Origin of the sequence: Bacillus tianshenii, assembly GCA_020524525.2 — a bacterium.
GTDB lineage: Bacteria > Bacillota > Bacilli > Bacillales > Bacillaceae_N > Bacillus_AV.
In genome coordinates, this window is the sequence record CP129018.1 from 2,721,682 (window position 1) to 2,743,210 (window position 21,529).

The window sequence follows — 21,529 nt, forward strand, 5'->3', positions numbered from 1 at the left end:
TTGTTCATAAAGCCTGCTTTTCATTTTTCTTTGTAATATAAACAACATGTTCACGATCAAACTTCGTCGGGGAATCAACTCCACAGGAGGCTGCTAAAGTAAACAACCCCTCTCTTAATGAAACAACATAATTACAAACACGATACTTCTTCTCCTCAATAATAAGTGCCTTTTGCAGATGTTCGTCTGTAGTCGCTACACCTACTGGGCAATTATTCGTATGACAAACCTGAGCCATAATACAACCTACATTAATCATAAAACCACGTGCGATATTGATAAGATCAGCGCCAAGGCTAAGCGCAATGGCAGCCTTATCAGGAGTAACGAGCTTTCCAGATGCAATCAATTTGACACGATTACGCAATCCATATTTTTTCAATGTATCATCTACGATCGGTAAAGCTTCAAAGAGGGGTAGACCTACACCATCAGCAAGCTCTTGGAACGAAGCACCCGTGCCACCTTCCGAGCCGTCCACTGTTATGAAGTCAGGTGTTTCATTTTTTTCTTTCATTTCATGGATGAGATTTTCTACCTGTCTAATATCGCCAACTACAATTTTTATACCTATAGGCTTTCCACCTGCTTCACGTAACTTTTGAATAAAGGAGAGCATCTCTTCATGGTTTGAAAATTGATGAAAACGATTCGGACTATCAATGGATTTCCATGGTTCAACATTTCTGATTTCTGCAATTTCTGGGGTCACTTTTCCACCATCAACATGTCCCCCTCTAAGTTTGGCACCTTGAGCAAGCTTTAGCTCAAACGCTTTCACTTCTTTCATCGCAGCTTTCTTCTCAAATTCCTCCCATGAAAAATCCCCGTTCTTCGAGCGGACCCCAAATAATCCAGGGCCAATTTGATGAATAATATCTACATTGCCTTTCAAATGATGTGGTGATAAGCCTCCTTCACCTGTGTTCATCCATGTGCCTCCCGCCAAACCAAGACCCTTCGAAAGTGTTTCAATTGCCCGCTCTCCAAGTGCTCCATAACTCATCCCAGACTGACCAACTAGTCCCTTTAACTCGAAAGGAAAACGGCATGTACCTTCTCCAAGCACAATTCGGTCATCTTTTTCTAAGTAAAAGGGGACAATTGTTTGTTCTTTTTGGCTTTCTTTTCTTTTAAATAGGTTTTCTTCTTTAATATCATAAATTTTCGTTTGTATTTCTGGTTCTTGCTCCACCTTCATTTCTTCTCTTTGGGTAGGAAAAAATGAATTCGATAAATAATAACCATCCTTTTCAAAGTCGCGTTGAGAACCAAACCCAATCTTCCTATTTTCGTATTTACCGGATTTAACAATGTATTCAAATTGAAGTCTAGAAAATGGTTTCCCCTCTCGATCGCCATTATAAAGATACTGTCTTAGCTCCGGACCCATTTTTTCGATAATATAACGCGCCTTTCCAAGTACTGGGTAATTCCTTAATATCGAATGTTCAGCTTGTTTCTCATCGTGAATATAAATCCATAAACTGATGATAATAGGAATTAAAAACATAGCTCCAAGCAAAAAAAGTAAAAGAATAAGTAAAATTGTATTTAACTCCACTGTAATCCCTCCATTTGTGGCCTTACTATTTACATGCCACTACCACAAGAAAATAAAACGAATAGACATTGGAAGCTATTGATGCGTTAAAATGTTATAATGGAAGAAACACCTTTTTATTGAAAGAAAGGAGCTCTATATTGGTTCACACTCATCCATTTTCAAAGGGAGAAGAAATTGCCAATGCTATTACACATGGGATTGGTGTACTTCTTAGCATCGCGGCTCTCGTTTTGTTGATTGTCTTTTCAGCTTTGCAGGGCACTGTTTGGCACATTGTTAGTTTTTCAATCTATGGCGTAACAATGCTTCTACTATATGTCTCTTCTACATTGCTTCATAGCTTTCAGTCTGGGAAAATCAAAGATATTTTTGAAATCTTTGATCATGCTTCGATTTACTTGTTCATAGCAGGAACCTATACACCAATCATGCTAATTGTCGTAAAAGGCGGATTGGGATGGACACTGCTAAGCACTGTATGGGCACTAGCTGTCGGCGGTGTTGTATTTAAAATTTTCTTTGTTAAGAAATTTAATACAGTATCTACTATTCTCTACGTGGCGATGGGGTGGCTTGTTGTATTTGCTTTTAATAAGGTATTGACTACCTTGCCTGCAATGGGAATCGGATTACTTGTAGCTGGAGGGCTTTTCTATACAGTTGGAACAGTTTTTTACCTTTGGAGAGCATTTCCTTACCACCATGCAGTTTGGCACCTTTTCGTTCTCGGGGGAAGCGTGTTCCATTTCCTAACAGTTCTGCTCTATATTCTACCTTTAAGTGCATAAGTATGATTAACCAAGCTGAAAACAATCAGCTTGGTTTTTTTGTACCATATTTGCTTTGTTTTCTTCTTGTATAAATTTTCTTATTTTTCATTTTATTCAGTCTTTTTATTGTAAATATTTTTCTTACATGGTATCTTTACTTTAAATTGAAAACAGTAGAGTAGCTCCCAAAGTGCTCAGCCTTAGAGGACAAAATTAGAAAGGTGGAATTTATTTGAACCTAATTGCTTACCGTGAAGAAGGAAAAATCGGCACTGTTACATTAACAAATGATGCGCAACGCAATGCTCTTTCTCTACCACTCATTAAAGAATTTCAAGAGCTTTTAAATAAAATTGAAGAAAAGCGTTCAATCAATGTCTTGATTATTGAAGCTGAAGGAAAAGTATTTAGCTCTGGGCATAACTTACGTGAAGTAGATGGAAAGAGCGAGGAAGAAGTCGGTCTTTTATTCAGAGAATGCTATGACTTCATGAACCAATTGCGCAACCTACCACAAGTAGTCATTGCAAAGGTGCACAGCATCGCCACAGCGGCAGGGTGTCAGCTTGTAGCAGCATGCGACCTTGCTGTAGCAAGCGAGAATGCTCAATTCGGAGCACCAGGAGTACATATCGGCCTCTTCTGTAGCACGCCAGCAGTTTTTATCAGCCGCAACCTTGGACGAAAAAAGGCAGCCGAGCTTTTATTTACAGGGGATTTCATGCCTGCGGAGGATGCCCTTACTCACGGTCTTGTCAATAAGGTTGTTCCGCTTGAAGTATTAGATGAAGAAACGCAAAAGCTTGCGGAATCTGTTGCTCGTCATAGCCTCACTACCTTAGAGCTTGGCAAAAAGCAATTTTACTCTCAACTGAACATGGAGGATTTCGATGCCCTTTCGTTTAGCTCAGATATCATTACGAAAAACAGTCAAAGCATTGATGCAGTTGAAGGAATTGACGCCTTCCTAAACAAACGAAAGCCACAATGGAGCGACCGAAAGAAACAACAGGAAGTATAACTTCAGTAAAAAAATGGCTGTCGAGCATGTCGACAGCCATTTTTTTATTTTGGTATACGAATTTGTTGACCAATATTGATAAGTGTTGGGTCTTTTAAATTGTTGTAGTGAGCGATCTTTTTCCAATCAACCTCATATTTTAAACCGATGCGATAAAGGTTATCTCCTTTTTTCACTGTATAGACCATTTTCTTTTGTTTATTTTTGTTTTTTTCTTTTTCTACACCTTTATCTTGCTTCTCTTTCTTCGGTTGTTCGTTTTCTTTTTTACCTTTTTCTTTGTCAATTTCGATACGGTACTTACCAAAGCCATTCTCCAATGTTGTAATGTACTGAATATCTGACATTTCTTTTGCATATTTCTGTGCTTGAGGTGATGATTGGAAGGTTACATTTGCATTCCCTTTAATTGGCGCAAAGCTCCAATTTTGATCGGCAGTCGGGTTAATGGTGCCTTGCTTACGGATATAATCAATGATGATTTGGCGATTTTCATCAGCAGAATCTACCACAATATTTGCATCTTCAAACCCTGGGAAGTTCCCGCCTCCTCCTGCACGGTAATTGTTCGTCGCTACAATAAATTCCTGTTCATCCTTCACCGGCTTCCCGTTATACGTTACATTGACAATTCGATTGGCATCTTCCTGAATGATATTTCCATCTCCGTCATATTTAGCTGGCTCTGTCACATCAATTTGATAAGAGATCCCGTCAATAATATCGAAATTATACGTACGGAACTGCTGATTAATCAATTGCTGTTCCTCTTCACTGTTAGGGTCAATTTGATTGAACTGACCTGCAGACATTTCGAGCCATTCCTTCACCTGAGCACCATTCATTTCAACTGCTTTTAATGTATTTGGATAAAGATAAAGATCTGCAACGTTTTTAATGGCAATCGTACCTTTTGGAACATCCGTATAATAGGACGGGTCCCCACGTGTTCCAGCTTTAAAAGGCGCACCAGCTGACAAGATAGGAGTTCCCTCATATTCCGTTCCTTTAAGGTAATTTTCCACGTACCACTTTTGCGCATTCGTAACAATCTGCACAGAAGGATCATCCTTCACTAAAGCAAAGTAACTATTAATTGGCGCTGTTGTTTCACCTACTGGCGAACGTACGTATTCAACAGTTTCTTGATGTAAATCTTGAACAGCCTCTTCAACTTGCTTGTCCCCTTTCACAGTTGGATTACCGTCTTGATCAACAATGCTGCGGGCTTCAGATTTACTATCTAGAATTGTCCAGTTCTCACCTTCTTTTTCAAGCTGCAGATCAACAACACCTAAGTGACTTCCCCAAGAACCTGGCATCACTGTAACTGTTCCGTTAATTGTTCCTTTATTAATATCAACACCCTGCATATCTTTATATTTCACGCTCGGAAATACAGAATGTTCATGTCCAGATAATACCGCATCGATACCTTCTACTTTGGTTAAGTCATATGTAGCATTTTCTTCACGTCGTTCTTGTGTAACGGAGCCAATACCAGAGTGTGAAAGGGCTACAACGATATCTGCACCTTCATTTTTCATTTGTGGAACAAACTTATTTGCTGTCTCAATGATGCCTTTTGTCTTTACTTTTCCTTGAAGATGAGCCTTGTCCCATTGCATAATTTGTGGTGGTGTAAACCCAATAACTCCTACTTTCAACTGATGCTCTTCTCCGTCTTCATCAACGACAGTACGGTCTAATATTACATATGGCTTGAAATAGTTTTCATCGTTAGAGGGGTCTTCATCTCCATCATCAACGTAAACATTTGCGTTAATAAGTGGAAACTCTGTATGTTGCATATTTTGTTGAAGAAAGTCCAATCCATAATTGAACTCATGATTTCCTAGCGTTCCAACATCATAACCTAATAAGTTCAACACCTCATAGGCTGGATGAACTTGATTTGCTTCAAGAGGCTTCACTTGTGCTACATAATCGCCAAGTGGATTACCTTGTAAAATATCTCCATTATCCAAAAGCATGGAATTTTGTGATTCCTGTCGGGCCTCTTTAATTAACGTTGCTGTTTTGTTAAGGCCGAATTTGTCAGTTGGTGCATCCTTATAGTAATCATAATTCAGTAGGTTAACATGAATATCCGTCGTTTCTAACAACCTAAGATTAACTTGGTCTTCCTCTGCAGCATTCCCTGTCAATGGAGCCGCAAATAAGCCAATTGCCAAAGCAGTTCCTGCCAGCACATTCCTCGGAAATTTACTCATCACCTAAAACCTCCTCGTAAAATTGTCTGACTATTCTATTTCATCATAACATAGTAAACTACATAAATAATGTAACAATATCCTTAATTTACTTTTTCAGAATGTAAAAGAGCACCAACAAATGCTGGTGCTCTTCGCTTAATCTAGTTTATAGATTGCCTCATATTTCTCTTTCAAATACGTAATTAAATGTGCGGCATTTAATCCTTCTCCTGTTACATCCCACAAAATTTCAAGCGGCTTTTTCAGCTTACCGTATTGATGAATGTTTTCAGACAACCAATCCTTAATTGGTTTCAGGTCACCAAGTTCTAGCAGCTCTGTGAAATTAGCAATTTCCTTTTGCATTGCGTGACGGAATTGTGCAGCATAAATATAACCTAATGCATAGCTTGGGAAGTAACCGAAATCACCACCTGACCAGTGAACATCCTGTAAGATACCTTGCGCATCATTTTCAGGACGGATTCCTAAGTACTCCTCCATCTTATCATTCCACAACCGCGGAAGGTCCTTTACTTCAATTTCATCATTAAATAAGGCTTTTTCAAGCTCATAACGTACCATAATATGTAGTGGATATGTTAATTCATCTGCTTCGATCCGAATAAAAGATGGCTTCGATTCATTAATTGCCCGATAGTAATCAGCTACAGGCACATCATCAAATTGCCCGTCCGCATACTCCTTCAATGCTGCATAATTTTTCGTCCAAAACGCTGCATCTCGACCAACGAAATTCTCCCAGAATAAAGATTGCGACTCATGGATACCCATTGATGTTCCATCACACAACGGTGTACCGACAAGCTTTTCTGAAATGTTTTGTTCATATAGAGCATGGCCTCCTTCATGAATCGTTCCGAAGACGGCTGTTCGAAAATCATTCTCATCATAACGAGTTGTAATTCGCACATCTCCAGGATTCAATGTAATCGCAAATGGATGAACCGTTTCATCGAGACGTCCTGCTTTAAAGTCATAGTCCACCTGCTCTAATACACGCATACAGAATGCTCGCTGCTTCTCTTTCGTAAACGGCTGAAATAAGAAAGAAGTTTCTGGTTTGTTTGTACTGTCTGAAATTCGTTTCACTAGTGGGACGATTTCATCTCGAAGCTGGCCAAACACCTTATCAATTTGTTCAACCGTTACCCCTGGTTCGTACATATCAAGCAGTGTATTATATTTATTTCCTTCATATCCCCAATAATTGATGAATTTCTTCTTAAACGCGACAAGCTTCTCTAAGTATGGACGGAACATTTCAAAGTCTGATTGTTCGCGAGCTTCCTCCCAAACAGACTCCGCTTTCGACTGAAGCATAACGAATTCTTTATACTCTGCTTCAGGGATTTTTTCGTTACGGTCGTAGTCTTTTTTCACATCTTCAAGCGTTTTTAAGGTCACATCTGATAAGCTTTGTTTTGCTTCAGGTGTAGAAAGTGCATCAATGTATTGCTTCATCTGTTCTGAAGTTGACATGTTAAAAACATCTGTTGAAAGTGTTCCGATCACTTCAGAGCGTTGGTCAACACCCTTCTTCGGGGCACCTGTTCGCAAATCCCAAAACATTAGCGCCAGCGCTTCGTTGTAATCCATCATTTTCTTCACATATTGTAGGAACGCTTGCTCCATTTCTTGTATCGATGACATAATCTCATCTCCTTTTAATGTCCTAATTTGAATATATCATAAATTATTTTAAGTATTCGAAACCCCTTTTATAATCTTGCTGCCTAATTGCTTCGGGCACTAGACTTCCGCCTGTGGCCCAAACTAAGTGTGTTCCAGCTTTTAAGTTTTTCATTTTTAATGGTCCATACATACCTGCTAATGCTGATGGCTCTAATGAAATTTGTTCGCTATCATACAGCATTGCTAACATTTTATAAAGCTCTTCATCTTGCACTGTATAGATACCGCTTAATAAAGGTTCCATTGCTTTACCGACAAAGCTTGAAGGTCTTCCAACAGCTAAGCCATCTGCATCTGTACGATTATCTAGTCCAAAATCTTGTACAGAAAGTGCTTCATGCCTCCCCGTCATCATTCCAATTAGCATACAAGGCGAATGAGTAGGCTCAGCAAAGAAGCAACGGACATGATCGCCGAACACATGCTTGAGTCCATAAGTAACCCCGCCTGGTCCGCCGCCAACACCACAAGGCAGATACACATTCAACGGGTGGTCCGCATCCACTGTTATATTCATTTCAGTTAGTTGTTGTTTTAACCGATATGCTGCTACAGAATAGCCGAGAAACAGGTCTTTCGAATTTTCATCATCAATAAAATGACAATACTTATCCTGCTGACACTGCTTTCTACCTTCTTCTACAGCTTTGCTATAATCTGTTTCATACTCAATTACTTGAACACCTTTGCTTCTTAGTAAGTCTTTCTTCCATTGCTTTGCATCACTGGACATATGGACAGTTACACGAAAGCCTAGTTTCGCACTTATGATTCCAATACTGAGCCCTAAGTTGCCTGTTGAACCAACCGAAATTGCATATTTGGAGTAGAAGGCTCTGAATTCATTGCTATGAAGCTTCATATAATCGTCTTCGATATGTAACAGGTCATTTTCAATTGCTAATGATTCGGCATGCTTCAATACTTCATAAATACCGCCCCGCGCTTTAATAGAGCCGGCGATGGGTAACTCATTATCACATTTTAATAGGAGAGAACCATCTATTTCTTTTTTATAGCTCTTTTCAAGTTGTTTTTTCATTTCAGGAATTTCAATAAGAGGAGATTCAATCATTCCTTTTGTAGCTGACGTTTCTGGAAATGCAGCCTGTAGAAATGGGCCAAAACGTTTCCAACGTTCTTCTGCCTCCAACATTTCTTCTGTTTGAATTGCCAAATCAGCAATTGCTTCATTAAAGGGCTGAAGTTTTGGGTTTTCCCACGTTGTTTCAGTTGTTTGTACAATTTCTCGCAAAAGCGGAAAGTATTGAAACCATTCTTCCTCAGTTAAACCATTTATGAATCTCATCCTTCTCCCCTTCCTAAATAATAATTTTGCATCTCTCTCCATATTGATACACGGTTTATTCTTATTCTAGCAAAATTATTTACTAATATTAGAGTTTTGTAATAATTTGTTCAGGGAATACCACAGATAGTATTTCCTTTGTATTTAAAGGGATCTCACAAAAATAAGAGCTGAAGCAAAATAGCCAATTCTTTTAAGATTATTATTTTTCCATACTTCATTGTTTATTAATTTTTCGTAAATTATAATTAAGCACAGCTTGATTTTTCAGAATTCGGGAGGGTTATTGTGGATACAACAATACAACAAGAACAACAACCTAGGAAGCATCCTAAGGGATTATATTTGTTGTTCGTGACAGAATTATGGGAAAGGTATAGTTATTATGGAATGCGTGCATTGCTTGTTCTATACCTGACAACAGCTTTTGTTAGTGGGGGTCTTGGGGTTGATCCAGCTAAAGCCTTAACTATATATGGTTTGTACACTGGTTTTGTTTATTTTACTCCAATTATCGGTGGTTATCTAACTGACCGCTTCATGAGTCTTCGAACAGCGATTACAATCGGCGGTATTACGATGGCCTTGGGTGATTTTACAGTATTTTTAACACATTCCCAATGGGGACTTTACTTAGGGTTAGCATTTCTGATTATGGGAAATGGTTTCTTCAAGCCAAACATTTCGACACTTGTTGGTGAATTGTATCCGAAAAATGATAAGCGAAAAGATGCTGCATTTACGATTTTCTATATGGGGATTAATATTGGTGCATTTATTGCTCCACTAGTTGCAGGTTTCTTAGCTGAAGATTTATTCTTAACAACGTTAGAAGATGGCACGATGCATTATGGCTTTAAATATGCTTTCTTAGCATCATCAATCGGCATGATTATCGGACAAGTTATCTTTAATACATTTAGTAAAAAAATGCTTGGAAATATCGGAACAGTGCCTTTACGTGAAGGCGGAGATTTCGACCACGAACAACATAAAAAACCTATGAGCAAAGGCGAAAAGCTTCGTACAGCGTCAATCTTAATTTTAGCTTGCTTTGTTGTATTTTTCTGGGCAGGCTTTGAGCAAGCTGGTAGCTCATTCACACTTTATACGAAAGAATTTGTTGATCGCGAAATTTTCGGTTATACGGTTCCAGTTTCTTGGTTCCAATCATTAAACCCTTTATTTATCATTATTTTAGCACCAATTATTTCAGCATTATGGCTAAAGCTTTCTAAATCTAAACGCGGTGACATCAGCATTCCTACAAAGATGGCACTCGGGATGATTTTACTTGGAATAGGGTTTATGATTCTACTTCCTGCTGTTATGCAAACAGGAAGTGACGAAACAAGTATCACTGTAAAAGCAAATATGGCATTCATCGTCTTAACATATCTTTTCCATACACTTGGTGAGCTATTCTTATCACCAGTAGGCTTATCAATGGTCAGCCAGGTAGCACCTGTAAAGCTTGCATCACTCTTAATGGGGGCTTGGTTATCAGCCATTGGTGTAGCAAATATTATTGCCGGTCAACTTGCTTCATTAACAGCATCGCTAGGTTACCTTGAAATCTTTGCTGTTATCGGTGGAGCTGCTATTGTACTTGGCTTTATTCTTCTGCTTCTTGCAAAGCCACTTACAAAGATGATGTACCGCGAAGATTAGCATTAAGCACCAAAAAGAAAAGAGGCGCTCCCAAAAGAGTGCCTCTTTTCTTTTTTTCACTCAGAGATATTTACAAAAATCTCATCAAGATTCGGTATTTCTGTAACAAGACCTGTTTCTTTAAGCCATTGTGCTGTTTCTTCCCAAGACTTTTTAGTTTGGGTGCCGAATGCTTCATCCTCTGTCTCCATTTTTGGAAGCAAGATTTGTAAGCTTTCTTCTTCAATTTCTTTATCAAGCGGGAAGTTTGCTTCGTCTTGGTTCTCAAGTAATGTTTCAAGGCTTTCGTTCGGCTCAGCTTTCATCTCATTGAATGCCTTGCGTGAAGCATCCATAAATGAACGAATGGCTTCTTCATCCTTACTCCATGTATCATCACTTGTTACCATCACAAGCTCGTAATAATTCGGAACCCCATATTTACTTGGATCAAAATAACGAACAGGATGTCCTTTACTTTCAAGAATCGGAACTTCATGGTTAATATATGCGCCAGAAACAGCATCGACTCGCTCTGTGGCAATAGCTGAAACAAGCTCAAATCCGATATCTGTCATCTTTGCCTTTTCTGGGTCGCCGCCATCATTTTTAATCATTGTCTGTATGATTGGTTCATTAATTGGAATGCCAGGATAACCGATTGTTTTCCCTTCTAAGTCTTTCGGAGATTGAATGTCACTGCCTTCCGGAAAAACAACATGATTCAACGGAGAACGAACAATTGCTGCTACTGATTTGACTGGCAAGCCTTTCTCACGTGCCATAATGACATCTGGTTGATAAGTAAGACCGAGCGTTATTTCACCCGCAGCTGTCATATTCAACGGATCAGTTGGATTTGCAGGAAACTTGAAATCAACATCAAGCCCTTCATCAGCAAAATACCCTTTCTCTTTCGCTGTGTACAAAAAGCTATGAACAGCGTTTGGATACCAATCTAGCATCACTGTCATTTTTGTTTTCTCTTCGGATTGCTTCTCTTCCTCAGGTGCTGAACCTGTTTCTGTTTGTCCACTACACGCGGAAAGAAGTAATAACACCCCTAGCATAATACTCCATAACTTCTTCATCCAATTCCCCTCCATTTTAATGCAATTTTTTCGCAAAGGTTCACAAATAGAAATAAAAATATACCAAGTAATGATAGCAAGACAATCGGCGCAAACACGCCTGGTCCATCAAACTGTGTCATCATCCGCCGACTAAAGTAGCCTAAACCAGCATCAGCTCCTAACCATTCGCCAATTGCCGCTCCAATCACACTTAATGTCACGGCAACCTTCATGCCGCTAAAAAAAGAAGGCATTGCAGCAGGTACCTCTAGCTTCAGAAAAATATCTTTCTTTGTCGCACCCATTGTTATCATTAATTCCTTCCACTCTTTATCAGTCGCCTTCAGTCCATCAAATAAACCGACTGTAATGGGAAAAAAGGTAATTAAAACGGTAACCGCTACCTTACTCCAAATGGAATAGCCAAACCATAAAACAAATATTGGGGCAAGCGCAATTATCGGTATGGTTTGTGATGAAATCAATAGAGGGTATATGGCTTTCTCCACTGACACATACTGACTCATCGCGACCGACAGAGCAATTCCGAAGAGCAATGACAGCAATAAACCAACGACAATTACTGTGAATGTTGCAGGCAGATGTTCCAGCAACAGCGGCTCACGAAGCTCCCAGCATTTCGTAATGATAGCTGTAGGAGAAGGAAACAAATAGGGCTTATTATAATTTGTGGAAGCAACTTCCCATCCGACAAAGAAAAAGGTAAGTAAGAGTATGGAACTGAACTGAATTTTCCTCATTTTATTCTCCCCTTAATTGCCGAATCAGCTGTTGTTTCAACTCAAAAATACCCTCGTTATTCATCTCTTGAAAGTTTCGTGGCCGCTTTAATGGAACCCGATACTCAATTACTTCATTAACAGGTGATCCTTGTAGCAAAAGAATACGGTCAGATAGAAAGATCGCTTCCTCCACATCGTGCGTAATAAATAAGACACTCCCAGTCTCTCTCTCCCATTGTTCAAGTAACCATTCCTGCATAGACAGCCGCGATATCGCATCTAATGCACTGAACGGCTCATCAAGCAACAATAGGTTTGCACCCGAAATCGTTGCACGTAAAAATGAAACACGTTGGCGCATTCCACCTGAAAGCTGATGAGGGTATTTATCCTCAGTCCCCTCTAACCCAAATTGTTTGAGACGCTGTCTTGCAAGCTGCTCTGCCTCTCTTTTGTTAATACGCTGCAACTCTAAAGGAAGAAGAGCATTTTGCAGGACAGTCCTCCAAGGAAACAGCATATCCTTTTGCGGCATGTAACCGATTTTCACGCTTTGCTGTTGAAAATGAATCTGTCCATCCTTAGGTTTTTCTAAGTTCGTTAACAAACGAAAAATCGTTGTCTTGCCCGAACCGCTTGGCCCAATAAGGCTTACAAACTCTCCTTTTTCAACTTTAAAAGATAAGCTATCTATAATACTTTCATTTAGATGAGAATAACTAAATGAAACATTCGAAAACTCAAGCATCAAGCGGCCACATCTCTTCGTTATAAACCATGTCCCAAAACATATACTCAAAGCGACTTGTATTCAAAAAGATCTCTTCCAGACGGTCCTTTTCTTGCTGAGCCATTCCATCAGTCAATTCATCAAGCTTGTCTTTAAGCCAAACAGACAGCTCGTCAAATTCCTCAGAAGCATACATTTTGACCCATTCACCATAATCTTCATTGTCTGCAGCACCTGGAATTTGATTTAACTTCTGACCAATTTCTGCATAGCTCCATACACAAGGCAAAAGCGCTGCAATCAAATCTGCGATTGAACCAGACTGAGAAACGGACAGCATGTAATGAGAGTAAGCAAGCATAATCGGCGAAGGTTTCGCATTCTCTAATTCACTTGCCGTAATACCAAATTGAGCGGCATATTTACGGTGAAGTTCCATCTCCCCATTCAAGATAGCATCTTGCAGCTTCGTGAATTCCTGCATTGTTTGAATATCTTTTGCTTTCAGCGTCCCTACTGCAAACAACTTGGCATATTCAATCAAATACAAATAATCTTGGACCATAAAGAATCGAAATTTTTCCTGTTGAAGTGTCCCATTACCAATTCCTTTTACAAATGGATGCTCATGATATTGCCTCCAAATCGGCCTAGCCTTCTCATGTAGATAAGTTGTAAAATTCATTTCTCCCTCTCCTTTCTCCAGATCAAAAAAGGACCACTCACGTAGAGTGGTCCTGTTCTAAGCATATGTACAATTGAACATTACAAAATAGATGCCAACAGTCACTTCCCTACGCTGATATTAATCAGATCAGGTTCAAAGGGTCGAAGAGATAACTCTTCTCTCAGCCAACTATAGCTCCCCTAGTGAAAAATTCGAATATTCAATTTGCGTTTAATTGTAACATAGATTTACGTCACAGCAAGATTTTTTTGTAGAAAATCGTTGATCACTTGTACTGCTTGCGATATTCAGAAATATTATCAAGCATAATCAAATCAATATACAACTGACACTTTAAATTAAAATCATCAAAATCAATTGGAATCAACTGGCGAATTTGTTTTATACGATAATTTAATGTATTTGGATGAATAAATAACTGTTGTGCTGTTTGCTTCACTTTGCAATTATTTGCAAGATATAACTTCAATGTTTTCAGCAGTTCACTTTGGTTTGCATCATCATGCTTTTTTAAGACGAGTAAGTCTTTATTAATAAAGCCTTCAGACATATTTTTTTCGTAAATTGTTGATACATAACGATAGATTCCAAGTTTTCCGTATTCGACTGGTATAATATTACGATCATGCTCCATGAAATCAGTCGTATTAATCACTTCAAGTGCTTCTAAATAGCTTTTCCGTAACAACCCAAGTTCCTCATATTCATTTCCAACTCCAATTAGAAAGTCCGTTCCTAGTTCGTTCGTCACCTGCTGTTGCAGATCCTTTACGAACTCATTAGCTGTTTCAAAAGCTGGATATCTCTCAGAATATGTTTTGCCGATAATAACTGTAATTTTTGTTTCTTCCTCAAGCCAATATGTTGCTTTTCCGAGCCGGCCAATTAAAAAATGCACCGTCTTCTTTAACTCATCAACAGCAGCCTGCTTGAGAGAAGGAGGCCATGAAATGACAACGACAGAAAAAGATAAAGGAAGCACTAAGTTTACAGACTCTGCTTCACGCTTTAGAAACTTTTCATTTTGATACTCATGATTAATAATCCGCCATAATAAGCTATCCTTCTGATGCGTGCGTGCTTTTTTCTTTTCACTTACTTCATAGATCAATCTGCCAATATGTTCTGAAACATCTTTCAAAAATTCTAGCTCATCTTCTGATAATCGGCCGTCCGATTCTTGCACCCATACATATCCCACTATTTCAGTCTGGTATTGCGCACTAATGACGACCCGCTGATAGAGACCGATTTCTTCAATAGGTGAAACCCGAATAGGGTCCGGAGTAGTTTGTAATTGCTTCACAATCCCTTCTTTTTTCAAGCAATCCACAATAAACAATGGGCACTTCTTTGCGAGGATCGTTTTTTCATTCGTAGGATCAAAGTCATAATTATACCTCGAGCTATAAGCAATTAGTTCAAAGTTCTTATTTTCGATAATAACAGGCTTTTGCAAGAAAACACTAATAATTTCAGCTACTTCATTAATATCATGCGTGTCTAAAACACGTGCAACTGACTTACTCACCATCTCACCCCTCCTTCCTCGGTTAAAACAAACTTTCTTTCCGAACTATTATTTTAGGTTATATCAAAAATACTACTATTTTTTTACGAAAAACACAAAAAAAGCCCTCTCTTTGAAAGAGAGGACTTTTTGGTGATGATTGTTTTATAGCATTTCACTAACTGTCTTCGGAAGCATATGCTGAACAAGATAATCTGGACCGCCTGCTTTTGAATCCGTACCTGACATGTTAAAGCCACCGAATGGATGATAACCAACGATTGCTCCTGTGCAATTACGGTTGAAGTATAAGTTCCCAACATGGAAATTATATTTCGCGTATTCTAGGTGTTCACGATTATTTGAAATAACAGCACCAGTTAAGCCGTATTCTGTATTATTTGCAATTTCAATTGCTTCTTCATAGCTTTTTGCTTTTGTAAAGGCAACAACTGGTCCGAAAATTTCTTCTTGCATAATACGTGCATCGGGAGCAAGGTCTGCAAAGATGGTTGGCTCAATAAAGAAACCTTCTGAATCGTCGCCATTACCACCGCATACAAGTTTACCTTCTTCTTTACCAATTTCAATGTAGCTCATAATTTTGTCGAAAGAAGCTTGGTCAACGACTGGTCCCATGTATACTTCACCAGTTGTTGGGTCGCCAACTTTTTTCGTTTTTGTAATTTCAATTGCACGCTCTAATACTTCATCATATACATCCTCATGGATAACTGCACGAGAACCTGCAGAGCACTTTTGACCAGAGAAGCCAAATGCGGAAACAACGATTGATTCTGCAGCAAGTTCAAGATCAGCGTCCTTATCTACAACTACTGTATCTTTACCGCCCATTTCAATGATTGTTCGCTTAAGCCATTTTTGATTTTCTTGGATTTCTGCGGCACGTTTGAAAATGCGCGTACCAACTTCACGAGAGCCTGTAAAGCTAATTAAGTGTGTAAGTGGATGGTCCACAAGGTAGTCACCAATCTCTGAACCGCTTCCTGGACAGTAATTTACGACACCTTTTGGCATACCAGCCTCTTCAAGCACCTCAACAAACTTACGAGCAATAACTGCTGCATTACTAGCAGGCTTTAGAACCACTGTGTTTCCTGTTACCATCGGAGCAACTGTTGTTCCGCACATAATTGCAAATGCGAAGTTCCATGGTGGAATAACAACCGAAACGCCCATTGGTGTATAGATATATTTATTCTTTTCACCTTCACGGCTGTTTACTGGTGCACCGTCTTTGATACGGAGCATTTCACGTGCATAGTATTCCATGAAGTCAATTGCTTCAGCTGTATCCGCATCTGCTTCATTCCACGGCTTCCCAACTTCTTTTACAAGAATAGCAGTGTAATAGTGTTTGCGTCGGCGTACGATCGCTGCTGCTCTGAATAAAATATCCGCTCGTGCTTCTGGATCCCATTTTCTCCAACTTTTGAATGCTTCATCAGCTGATTGAACTGCTTTTTCTGCTAATTCTTTGCTTGCCTTTGATACCGTTCCGACAACTTCGTTCTTCTTTGATGGATTAATCGACTTAATTTTGTCTTCAGTCGTAATATGTTCACCATTTATAATAAGGCCGTAGTCTTGGCCAAGCTCTTGTTCTACTTGCTTAATTGCCTCTTGCAGCTCCTTGCGATTCTCTTCTACTGTAAAGTCTGTGAATGGTTCATGTTTGTATGGTCTAACCATTGTTTCATCTCTCCTTCTTCTTATATGTTGTATAAGCAGGAGTGCTTACCAGGAGACTTACATTTCCCTGATATAACCCTTCTGGTAAGCACTCACTTTCTTGTAAACGTCATCACTACTGTTTCAACATTCCCTTCAGTACGAACGCTACGTTTGCAGGACGTTCTGCCAACCTTCTCATGAAATAGCCATACCAGTCATTACCATATGGTACATACACCCGCATTTTGTATCCTTCTTTGACGAGAGCTAATTGTGTTTGCGTACGCATGCCATAGAGCATTTGAAATTCAAACTGGCTTTTCGGAATATCGTGCTGTTTCACCAATTCCTTTGTAAAATTAATGATTGCATCATCATGGCTTGCAACTGCTGTGTAGTTTCCATTTAACATATGCTTTTTGATAATTTTCTTTAAGTTTTCATCCACATCTTTTTTTTCCTCGAATGCGACTTTTGGTGATTCTTTATAAGCTCCTTTCACTAGACGCAAGTTAGGGTTGTATTTGTTCAAATCATCAATATCATCACTTGTTCGATATAAATAAGATTGAATAACTGTTCCGACATTGTCATAGCGTTCTTTTAATTCTTTGAAAAGATCTAATGTCGCTTGACAGCGCGATTCATCCTCCATATCAATCGTCACAAATACACCACAACGTTCTGCCTCAGAAAGTATCTTATGCATATTGTTCGTTACAAGCTGTTGATCAAGATCTAAGCCGAGAGAGGTTAACTTAACAGATACTTGCGAATCTAGCTTTTCTCTCGCAATCATCTGTACCGTCTCTACACACTCTTCTGTTCTAGCGATTGCTTCTTCTTTTGAAGTAACAAATTCACCAAGATGATCGACCGTTACATCTAATCCTTGTTCATTCAGCTCACGAATTGTACTTACTGCATTTGGAAAGGTGTTACCTCCTACAACTTTTGCTGCTCCAAAGCTCATCCCCCATCGCTTTGCTGCTTTATTCAATAAAGTGCTTTTCGATAAGGTTAAAAAAAAGCTTTTTGAGACCTTTTCCAAACGAAATCACCTCCATCATTGGTACATTTCAGGAAAGCGTTTGCTATTTCAAAAAAATTTTTAATATTTGCAACCCTTAATTAAAATTATAGCTGTAACCTTCCTCTATCCACAATGTTCACAAGAAACAATAAATTCAAACGTTTTTGTGTGCGAGTCACAACAATGGTCACCTACAGCTAATATTACTTGTTTCATCAGTAGATAAAGGTAAATGAGCCGACACTTCAGCGTTCAAGTTCCTTAATTATGTAAAACTAACATGATAGCTTCCACTTAACTCCGAAACAAATGTGCAAGCCTTTCTTTGCCCCTCAAACGAAAGACCTAAATCAAAATCATATATTAACAAATTAGAGGCGTTAACCTCTTGAATAATATGGTTTTGACTCCAATCCCTTTCAAAATTCACAATTAGTTCATTATTATTAATTTTCTGAAATATCATTGACCAAGCAGCTTCATTCCCTTTATCCTCGAGTAACTGGACCAACCACCTAAACAGTTGCTTAGTGATGGAGGCTGATACATGAACTTAATGCCAATTAAGAAGAAGCGAGTCTATCAGGAGATCATTGCTCAAATTAAAGCTGCCATTGAAGCCAATCACTTTCATCCTGGTGACCAACTACCATCTGAGCGGAATTTATCCGAACAATTAGCAGTTTCCAGAACGTCTGTTAAGGAAGCGATAAGTGTACTTGAATCAGCTGGTATTGTTGAGATAAAACCAGGCATTGGCGTATTTCTTCGTAATCGTTCTTCTCAAGATATTGTTCATCAAATGAACAGCATTTTGAATCAAGAAGGGATTGATATTGCAGAATTAATGGAGCTACGGCAAGCAATTGAAGGAGAGTCAGCCTATTATGCTGCCATAAGGAGCGATGAGTCTGATAAAGAAGAGATTCTTCAAGCCTACGAAAAACTAGAACAAGCTGTGGCCAACCAAAAAGTAGCCGCAGTTGAAGATTATGAATTTCATATGGCTGTTAGTCGGGCAGCAAAAAACACATTAGTTACGAAGGTGATGTACTTAATTTCAGATATTTTACTTGAACATTTAGCACAATACCGAACACATTCATTGAATACACCGGGCAGAACTACAAAAGTGCTATTTGAACATAAACGAATCTATCATGCTATTAGTCAAGGAAATGCTGAAGAAGCCCGTCAAGCTATGCTCGATCATCTAAAAGGTGTTAGAGAAAAACATTTATAAGTATCCATCAAACACAGGAGGAATGAGCATGAAAAAATTTAGCTTATCTATCATCGCTTTTATTTTACTATTTGCAATGGCCGGTTGTGGGGGCGGTGAAGGCAGCGGAGGAAAAGAATTTGTAAACGTTGCTACTGCTTCAACTGGCGGTACCTATTATCCAATTGGAACTGGTATGGCAAACCTTTGGTCGAAAAAACTAGGGGAAGAAGGAATTAAAGCGTCTGCCCAAACGTCCGCAGGTTCAGTTGAAAATATTGATCTCTTACGTAATGAAGAAGCACAATTTGCTATTCTTCAAGGTCTAATCGGTGCCCAAGCCTGGACTGGTAAAGGTTCATTTGAAGGTAAAAAATACGAAGGGCTTCGTTCAGTCTCAATGCTTTGGCCAAACGTAGAACACTTCGTAGTTCAAAATGATGTCGTTAATACAGGCACCATTGAAGATATTGAAGGGTTAAATTTTTCAACAGGTCCACAAGCAAGTGGAACGGAAAAATCTACAAAAGTCATTATGGAAGGTATCGGTCTTTCATTTGATGATATTAACCAAGACCATTTAGGTTATAGTGATGCAGCCTCAGCGCTAAAAGACGGAAGAATTGAAGGGGCATCTACTCCAGCAGGTGTTCCAGTAACAGCTGTTACAGACCTCTATGCAAGCGGAGCAGATGTAACTGTTCTTGATATTACAGACGAACAGTTGAAATCAATTAACAAACAATTCAACACGTGGTATCGCTATGAGATTCCTGCTGAAACATACACTGGTCAAACAGAAGTCATTAACACAATTGCTCAGCCAAACTTCCTTGGGACAAGCAGTGAAATGAGCAAAGACCTCGTCTATAAATTAACAAAAACATTATTTGAGAACTTAGAAGAAGAAATGTATCCCGTTCATAACAGTGCAAAAAATATTAAGCTAGAGTCAGCTTTAAAAGGTCTGCCTGCTCCTCTACACCCAGGTGCGTATAAATATTATAAAGAAGAAGGATTAGAAATTCCTGAAAACCTTATTCCACCTGAAGAAAAAGAAGAATAATTCTCAGATGAATAGACAGTGTTCATGCTGTCTATTCATTTTTTAAAGAAACTCCCTTGAAGGAGGAAGAACCTATGGCGAAGCAAAAGAAAAAAGTTGTTGACCGTGAAGCAGGCGGAGCTCGCGAGGTTACTGGGACACGAGGGAAGATTATCAGTATCATTGCGATTGCTTTCTCACTAGTGCAAATTTACATGAATAGTATTGGTACGATGCAAGAAATCTATCGAAATGCCATCCATTTAACTTTCTTATTTGTGCTAGGGTTTCTCATGTTTCCGGCCACATCTAAATCTGCGAAAGATCGATTTTCAATATTTGATATCCTGTTAGCTATCTTAGGCATTGCAGGCGGTTTGTATATTGTTTTCTTCTACCAAGATATTCATGGTGTAAGAAATTCACAGGCAATTTTGCAAGATTACGTATTTGCAGTGCTTGCGATTGTGCTTACACTTGAAGCCGCCAGACGAACAATTGGTTTATTTGTGCCTTTGCTTTCAATTTTTGCAATTATTTATGCATTATATGGTCCATACTTCCCTGGTATGTTTGCACACGCTGGATTTTCAGTAGAGCGATTATTATTCCGAATGTATATGACAACAGAAGGCTTACTCGGGATGACAATTGCCATTTCATCAACATATATTTTCTTATTTATCTTATTCGGGGCTTTTTTGCAAAAAAGCGGTGCTGCTCAATTATTTAATGACTTATCTACAGCTATTGCTGGACGATATCGTGGCGGCCCTGCAAAAGTTGCCGTTGTTTCAAGTGGGATGATGGGGATGTTAAATGGTAGTGCTGTTGCGAATGTAGCAACCACAGGCTCTTTTACCATTCCATTAATGAAAAGTATCGGCTATAAACCTCGCTTTGCAGGTGCTGTCGAGGCTGCTGCTTCGACAGGTGGAATGATTATGCCGCCAATTATGGGGGCTGCGGCATTTATCATGGTCGGTTTCCTCGGTGTTCCGTATTCGACTATTTTGATTGCCGGAATTGTACCTGCTCTGCTTTATTATATTTCAATTTTAATTATGGTAGATATTGAAGCAAAGCGGTTAGGTCTTAAAGGATTGTCTAAAGAGATGATTCCTCGTGTTTTCTCTGTCTTAAAAGCACGCGGTGCTCTCCTTCTACCAATTATTATCGTAGTTTGGGCGCTAATGACAGGAAAAACACCTCTCTACGCAGGGTTTATAGGTATTATCAGTACAATTGTTGCAAGCTGGTTCAATAAGAAAACACGCATTGGTATTAAAGAGTTATTCCAAGCACTTGAATTAGGTGCCAAAGCAGCTGTTCAAGTCGGTATTGCAACTGCCTGTGGTATTATTGTCGGTGTTGTTGCGATGACAAGTGTCGGCTCTACACTTGCTTATAACATTACGCAAATTTCTGGCGGCATGCTGCCTGTTACGTTGATTCTAATTATGGTGACTTCTATTGTCTTAAGCCTTGGGGGTTACCATCAACGGCACTCTATATTATCGTTGCCGTAACAGCTGCGCCTG

17 protein-coding genes and 1 riboswitch are annotated in these 21,529 nt (G+C 39.1%); of the genes, 6 read left to right on the plus strand and 11 right to left on the minus strand.

Annotation, left to right across the window (positions count from 1 at the left end; translation table 11 throughout):
- Positions 1 to 4 precede the first annotated feature (4 nt).
- Positions 5 to 1,513: an FMN-binding glutamate synthase family protein gene (locus LC040_13820; GenBank protein WLR53298.1), complete on the minus strand. Its 1,509-nt coding sequence runs from the start codon at positions 1,511 to 1,513 to the stop codon at positions 5 to 7.
- A 191-nt stretch (positions 1,514 to 1,704) separates the two neighbouring features.
- Between LC040_13820 and LC040_13825 the strand changes: the two genes are divergently transcribed.
- Positions 1,705 to 2,355: a hemolysin III family protein gene (locus LC040_13825; GenBank protein WLR50336.1), complete on the plus strand. Its 651-nt coding sequence runs from the start codon at positions 1,705 to 1,707 to the stop codon at positions 2,353 to 2,355.
- A gap of 214 nt (positions 2,356 to 2,569) precedes the next feature.
- Positions 2,570 to 3,358, plus strand: a complete 789-nt coding sequence (locus tag LC040_13830) for an enoyl-CoA hydratase-related protein (protein ID WLR50337.1) — start codon at positions 2,570 to 2,572, stop codon at positions 3,356 to 3,358.
- Positions 3,359 to 3,402: 44 nt separating this feature from the next.
- On the opposite strand, the gene LC040_13835 is transcribed toward LC040_13830, so the two are convergent.
- From LC040_13835 to LC040_13845, 3 genes are all read right to left on the minus strand, one after another.
- Positions 3,403 to 5,592: a bifunctional 2',3'-cyclic-nucleotide 2'-phosphodiesterase/3'-nucleotidase gene (locus tag LC040_13835; GenBank protein ID WLR50338.1), complete on the minus strand. Its 2,190-nt coding sequence runs from the start codon at positions 5,590 to 5,592 to the stop codon at positions 3,403 to 3,405.
- Between the two features lie 138 nt (positions 5,593 to 5,730).
- Positions 5,731 to 7,251, minus strand: a complete 1,521-nt coding sequence (locus tag LC040_13840) for a carboxypeptidase M32 (GenBank protein WLR53299.1) — start codon at positions 7,249 to 7,251, stop codon at positions 5,731 to 5,733.
- A gap of 40 nt (positions 7,252 to 7,291) precedes the next feature.
- Positions 7,292 to 8,599 (minus strand): D-serine ammonia-lyase, encoded by a 1,308-nt coding sequence (locus tag LC040_13845; protein ID WLR50339.1) that lies wholly within the window; start codon positions 8,597 to 8,599, stop codon positions 7,292 to 7,294.
- A 288-nt stretch (positions 8,600 to 8,887) separates the two neighbouring features.
- On the opposite strand from LC040_13845, the gene LC040_13850 reads away from it, so the two are divergent.
- Positions 8,888 to 10,270 carry a peptide MFS transporter gene (locus LC040_13850; protein ID WLR50340.1) on the plus strand — a complete coding sequence of 461 codons (1,383 nt, stop codon included), beginning with the start codon at positions 8,888 to 8,890 and terminating at the stop codon, positions 10,268 to 10,270.
- A gap of 56 nt (positions 10,271 to 10,326) precedes the next feature.
- Here LC040_13850 and LC040_13855 read toward each other — a convergent pair whose 3' ends face one another.
- The 7 genes from LC040_13855 to LC040_13885 form a co-directional block, all read right to left on the minus strand.
- Entirely contained in the window at positions 10,327 to 11,340 is a 1,014-nt protein-coding gene (locus tag LC040_13855; GenBank protein WLR50341.1) for an ABC transporter substrate-binding protein, read from the minus strand.
- A complete protein-coding gene (locus LC040_13860) occupies positions 11,337 to 12,083 on the minus strand; it encodes an ABC transporter permease (GenBank protein ID WLR50342.1) in 747 nt (248 codons plus the stop codon). The genes LC040_13855 and LC040_13860 overlap by 4 nt, the downstream gene beginning before the upstream one ends.
- A 1-nt stretch (position 12,084) precedes the next feature.
- Positions 12,085 to 12,813, minus strand: coding sequence for an ABC transporter ATP-binding protein (locus LC040_13865; GenBank protein WLR50343.1), 729 nt, complete (start codon positions 12,811 to 12,813; stop codon positions 12,085 to 12,087).
- A complete protein-coding gene (tenA, locus tag LC040_13870; GenBank protein ID WLR50344.1) occupies positions 12,806 to 13,480 on the minus strand; it encodes a thiaminase II in 675 nt (224 codons plus the stop codon). The genes LC040_13865 and tenA overlap by 8 nt, the downstream gene beginning before the upstream one ends.
- 89 nt (positions 13,481 to 13,569) lie before the next feature.
- Positions 13,570 to 13,674: riboswitch (TPP riboswitch) on the minus strand.
- Positions 13,675 to 13,748: 74 nt separating this feature from the next.
- Positions 13,749 to 15,017 carry a helix-turn-helix domain-containing protein gene (locus LC040_13875; protein WLR50345.1) on the minus strand — a complete coding sequence of 423 codons (1,269 nt, stop codon included), beginning with the start codon at positions 15,015 to 15,017 and terminating at the stop codon, positions 13,749 to 13,751.
- Positions 15,018 to 15,158: 141 nt separating this feature from the next.
- A complete protein-coding gene (gene pruA, locus LC040_13880) occupies positions 15,159 to 16,706 on the minus strand; it encodes an L-glutamate gamma-semialdehyde dehydrogenase (protein WLR50346.1) in 1,548 nt (515 codons plus the stop codon).
- Positions 16,707 to 16,821: 115 nt separating this feature from the next.
- On the minus strand, positions 16,822 to 17,739 hold the full coding sequence (locus tag LC040_13885) for a proline dehydrogenase (protein ID WLR50347.1): 918 nt from the start codon (positions 17,737 to 17,739) through the stop codon (positions 16,822 to 16,824).
- Between the two features lie 529 nt (positions 17,740 to 18,268).
- Between LC040_13885 and LC040_13890 the strand changes: the two genes are divergently transcribed.
- The 3 genes from LC040_13890 to LC040_13900 all read left to right on the plus strand — a co-directional run bounded on the left by LC040_13890 (position 18,269) and on the right by LC040_13900 (position 21,517).
- Positions 18,269 to 18,964 (plus strand): FadR/GntR family transcriptional regulator, encoded by a 696-nt coding sequence (locus LC040_13890; protein ID WLR50348.1) that lies wholly within the window; start codon positions 18,269 to 18,271, stop codon positions 18,962 to 18,964.
- A gap of 28 nt (positions 18,965 to 18,992) precedes the next feature.
- On the plus strand, positions 18,993 to 20,009 hold the full coding sequence (locus LC040_13895) for a TAXI family TRAP transporter solute-binding subunit (GenBank protein WLR50349.1): 1,017 nt from the start codon (positions 18,993 to 18,995) through the stop codon (positions 20,007 to 20,009).
- A 74-nt stretch (positions 20,010 to 20,083) separates the two neighbouring features.
- A complete protein-coding gene (locus LC040_13900) occupies positions 20,084 to 21,517 on the plus strand; it encodes a TRAP transporter fused permease subunit (GenBank protein ID WLR50350.1) in 1,434 nt (477 codons plus the stop codon).
- Positions 21,518 to 21,529: the final 12 nt, after the last annotated feature.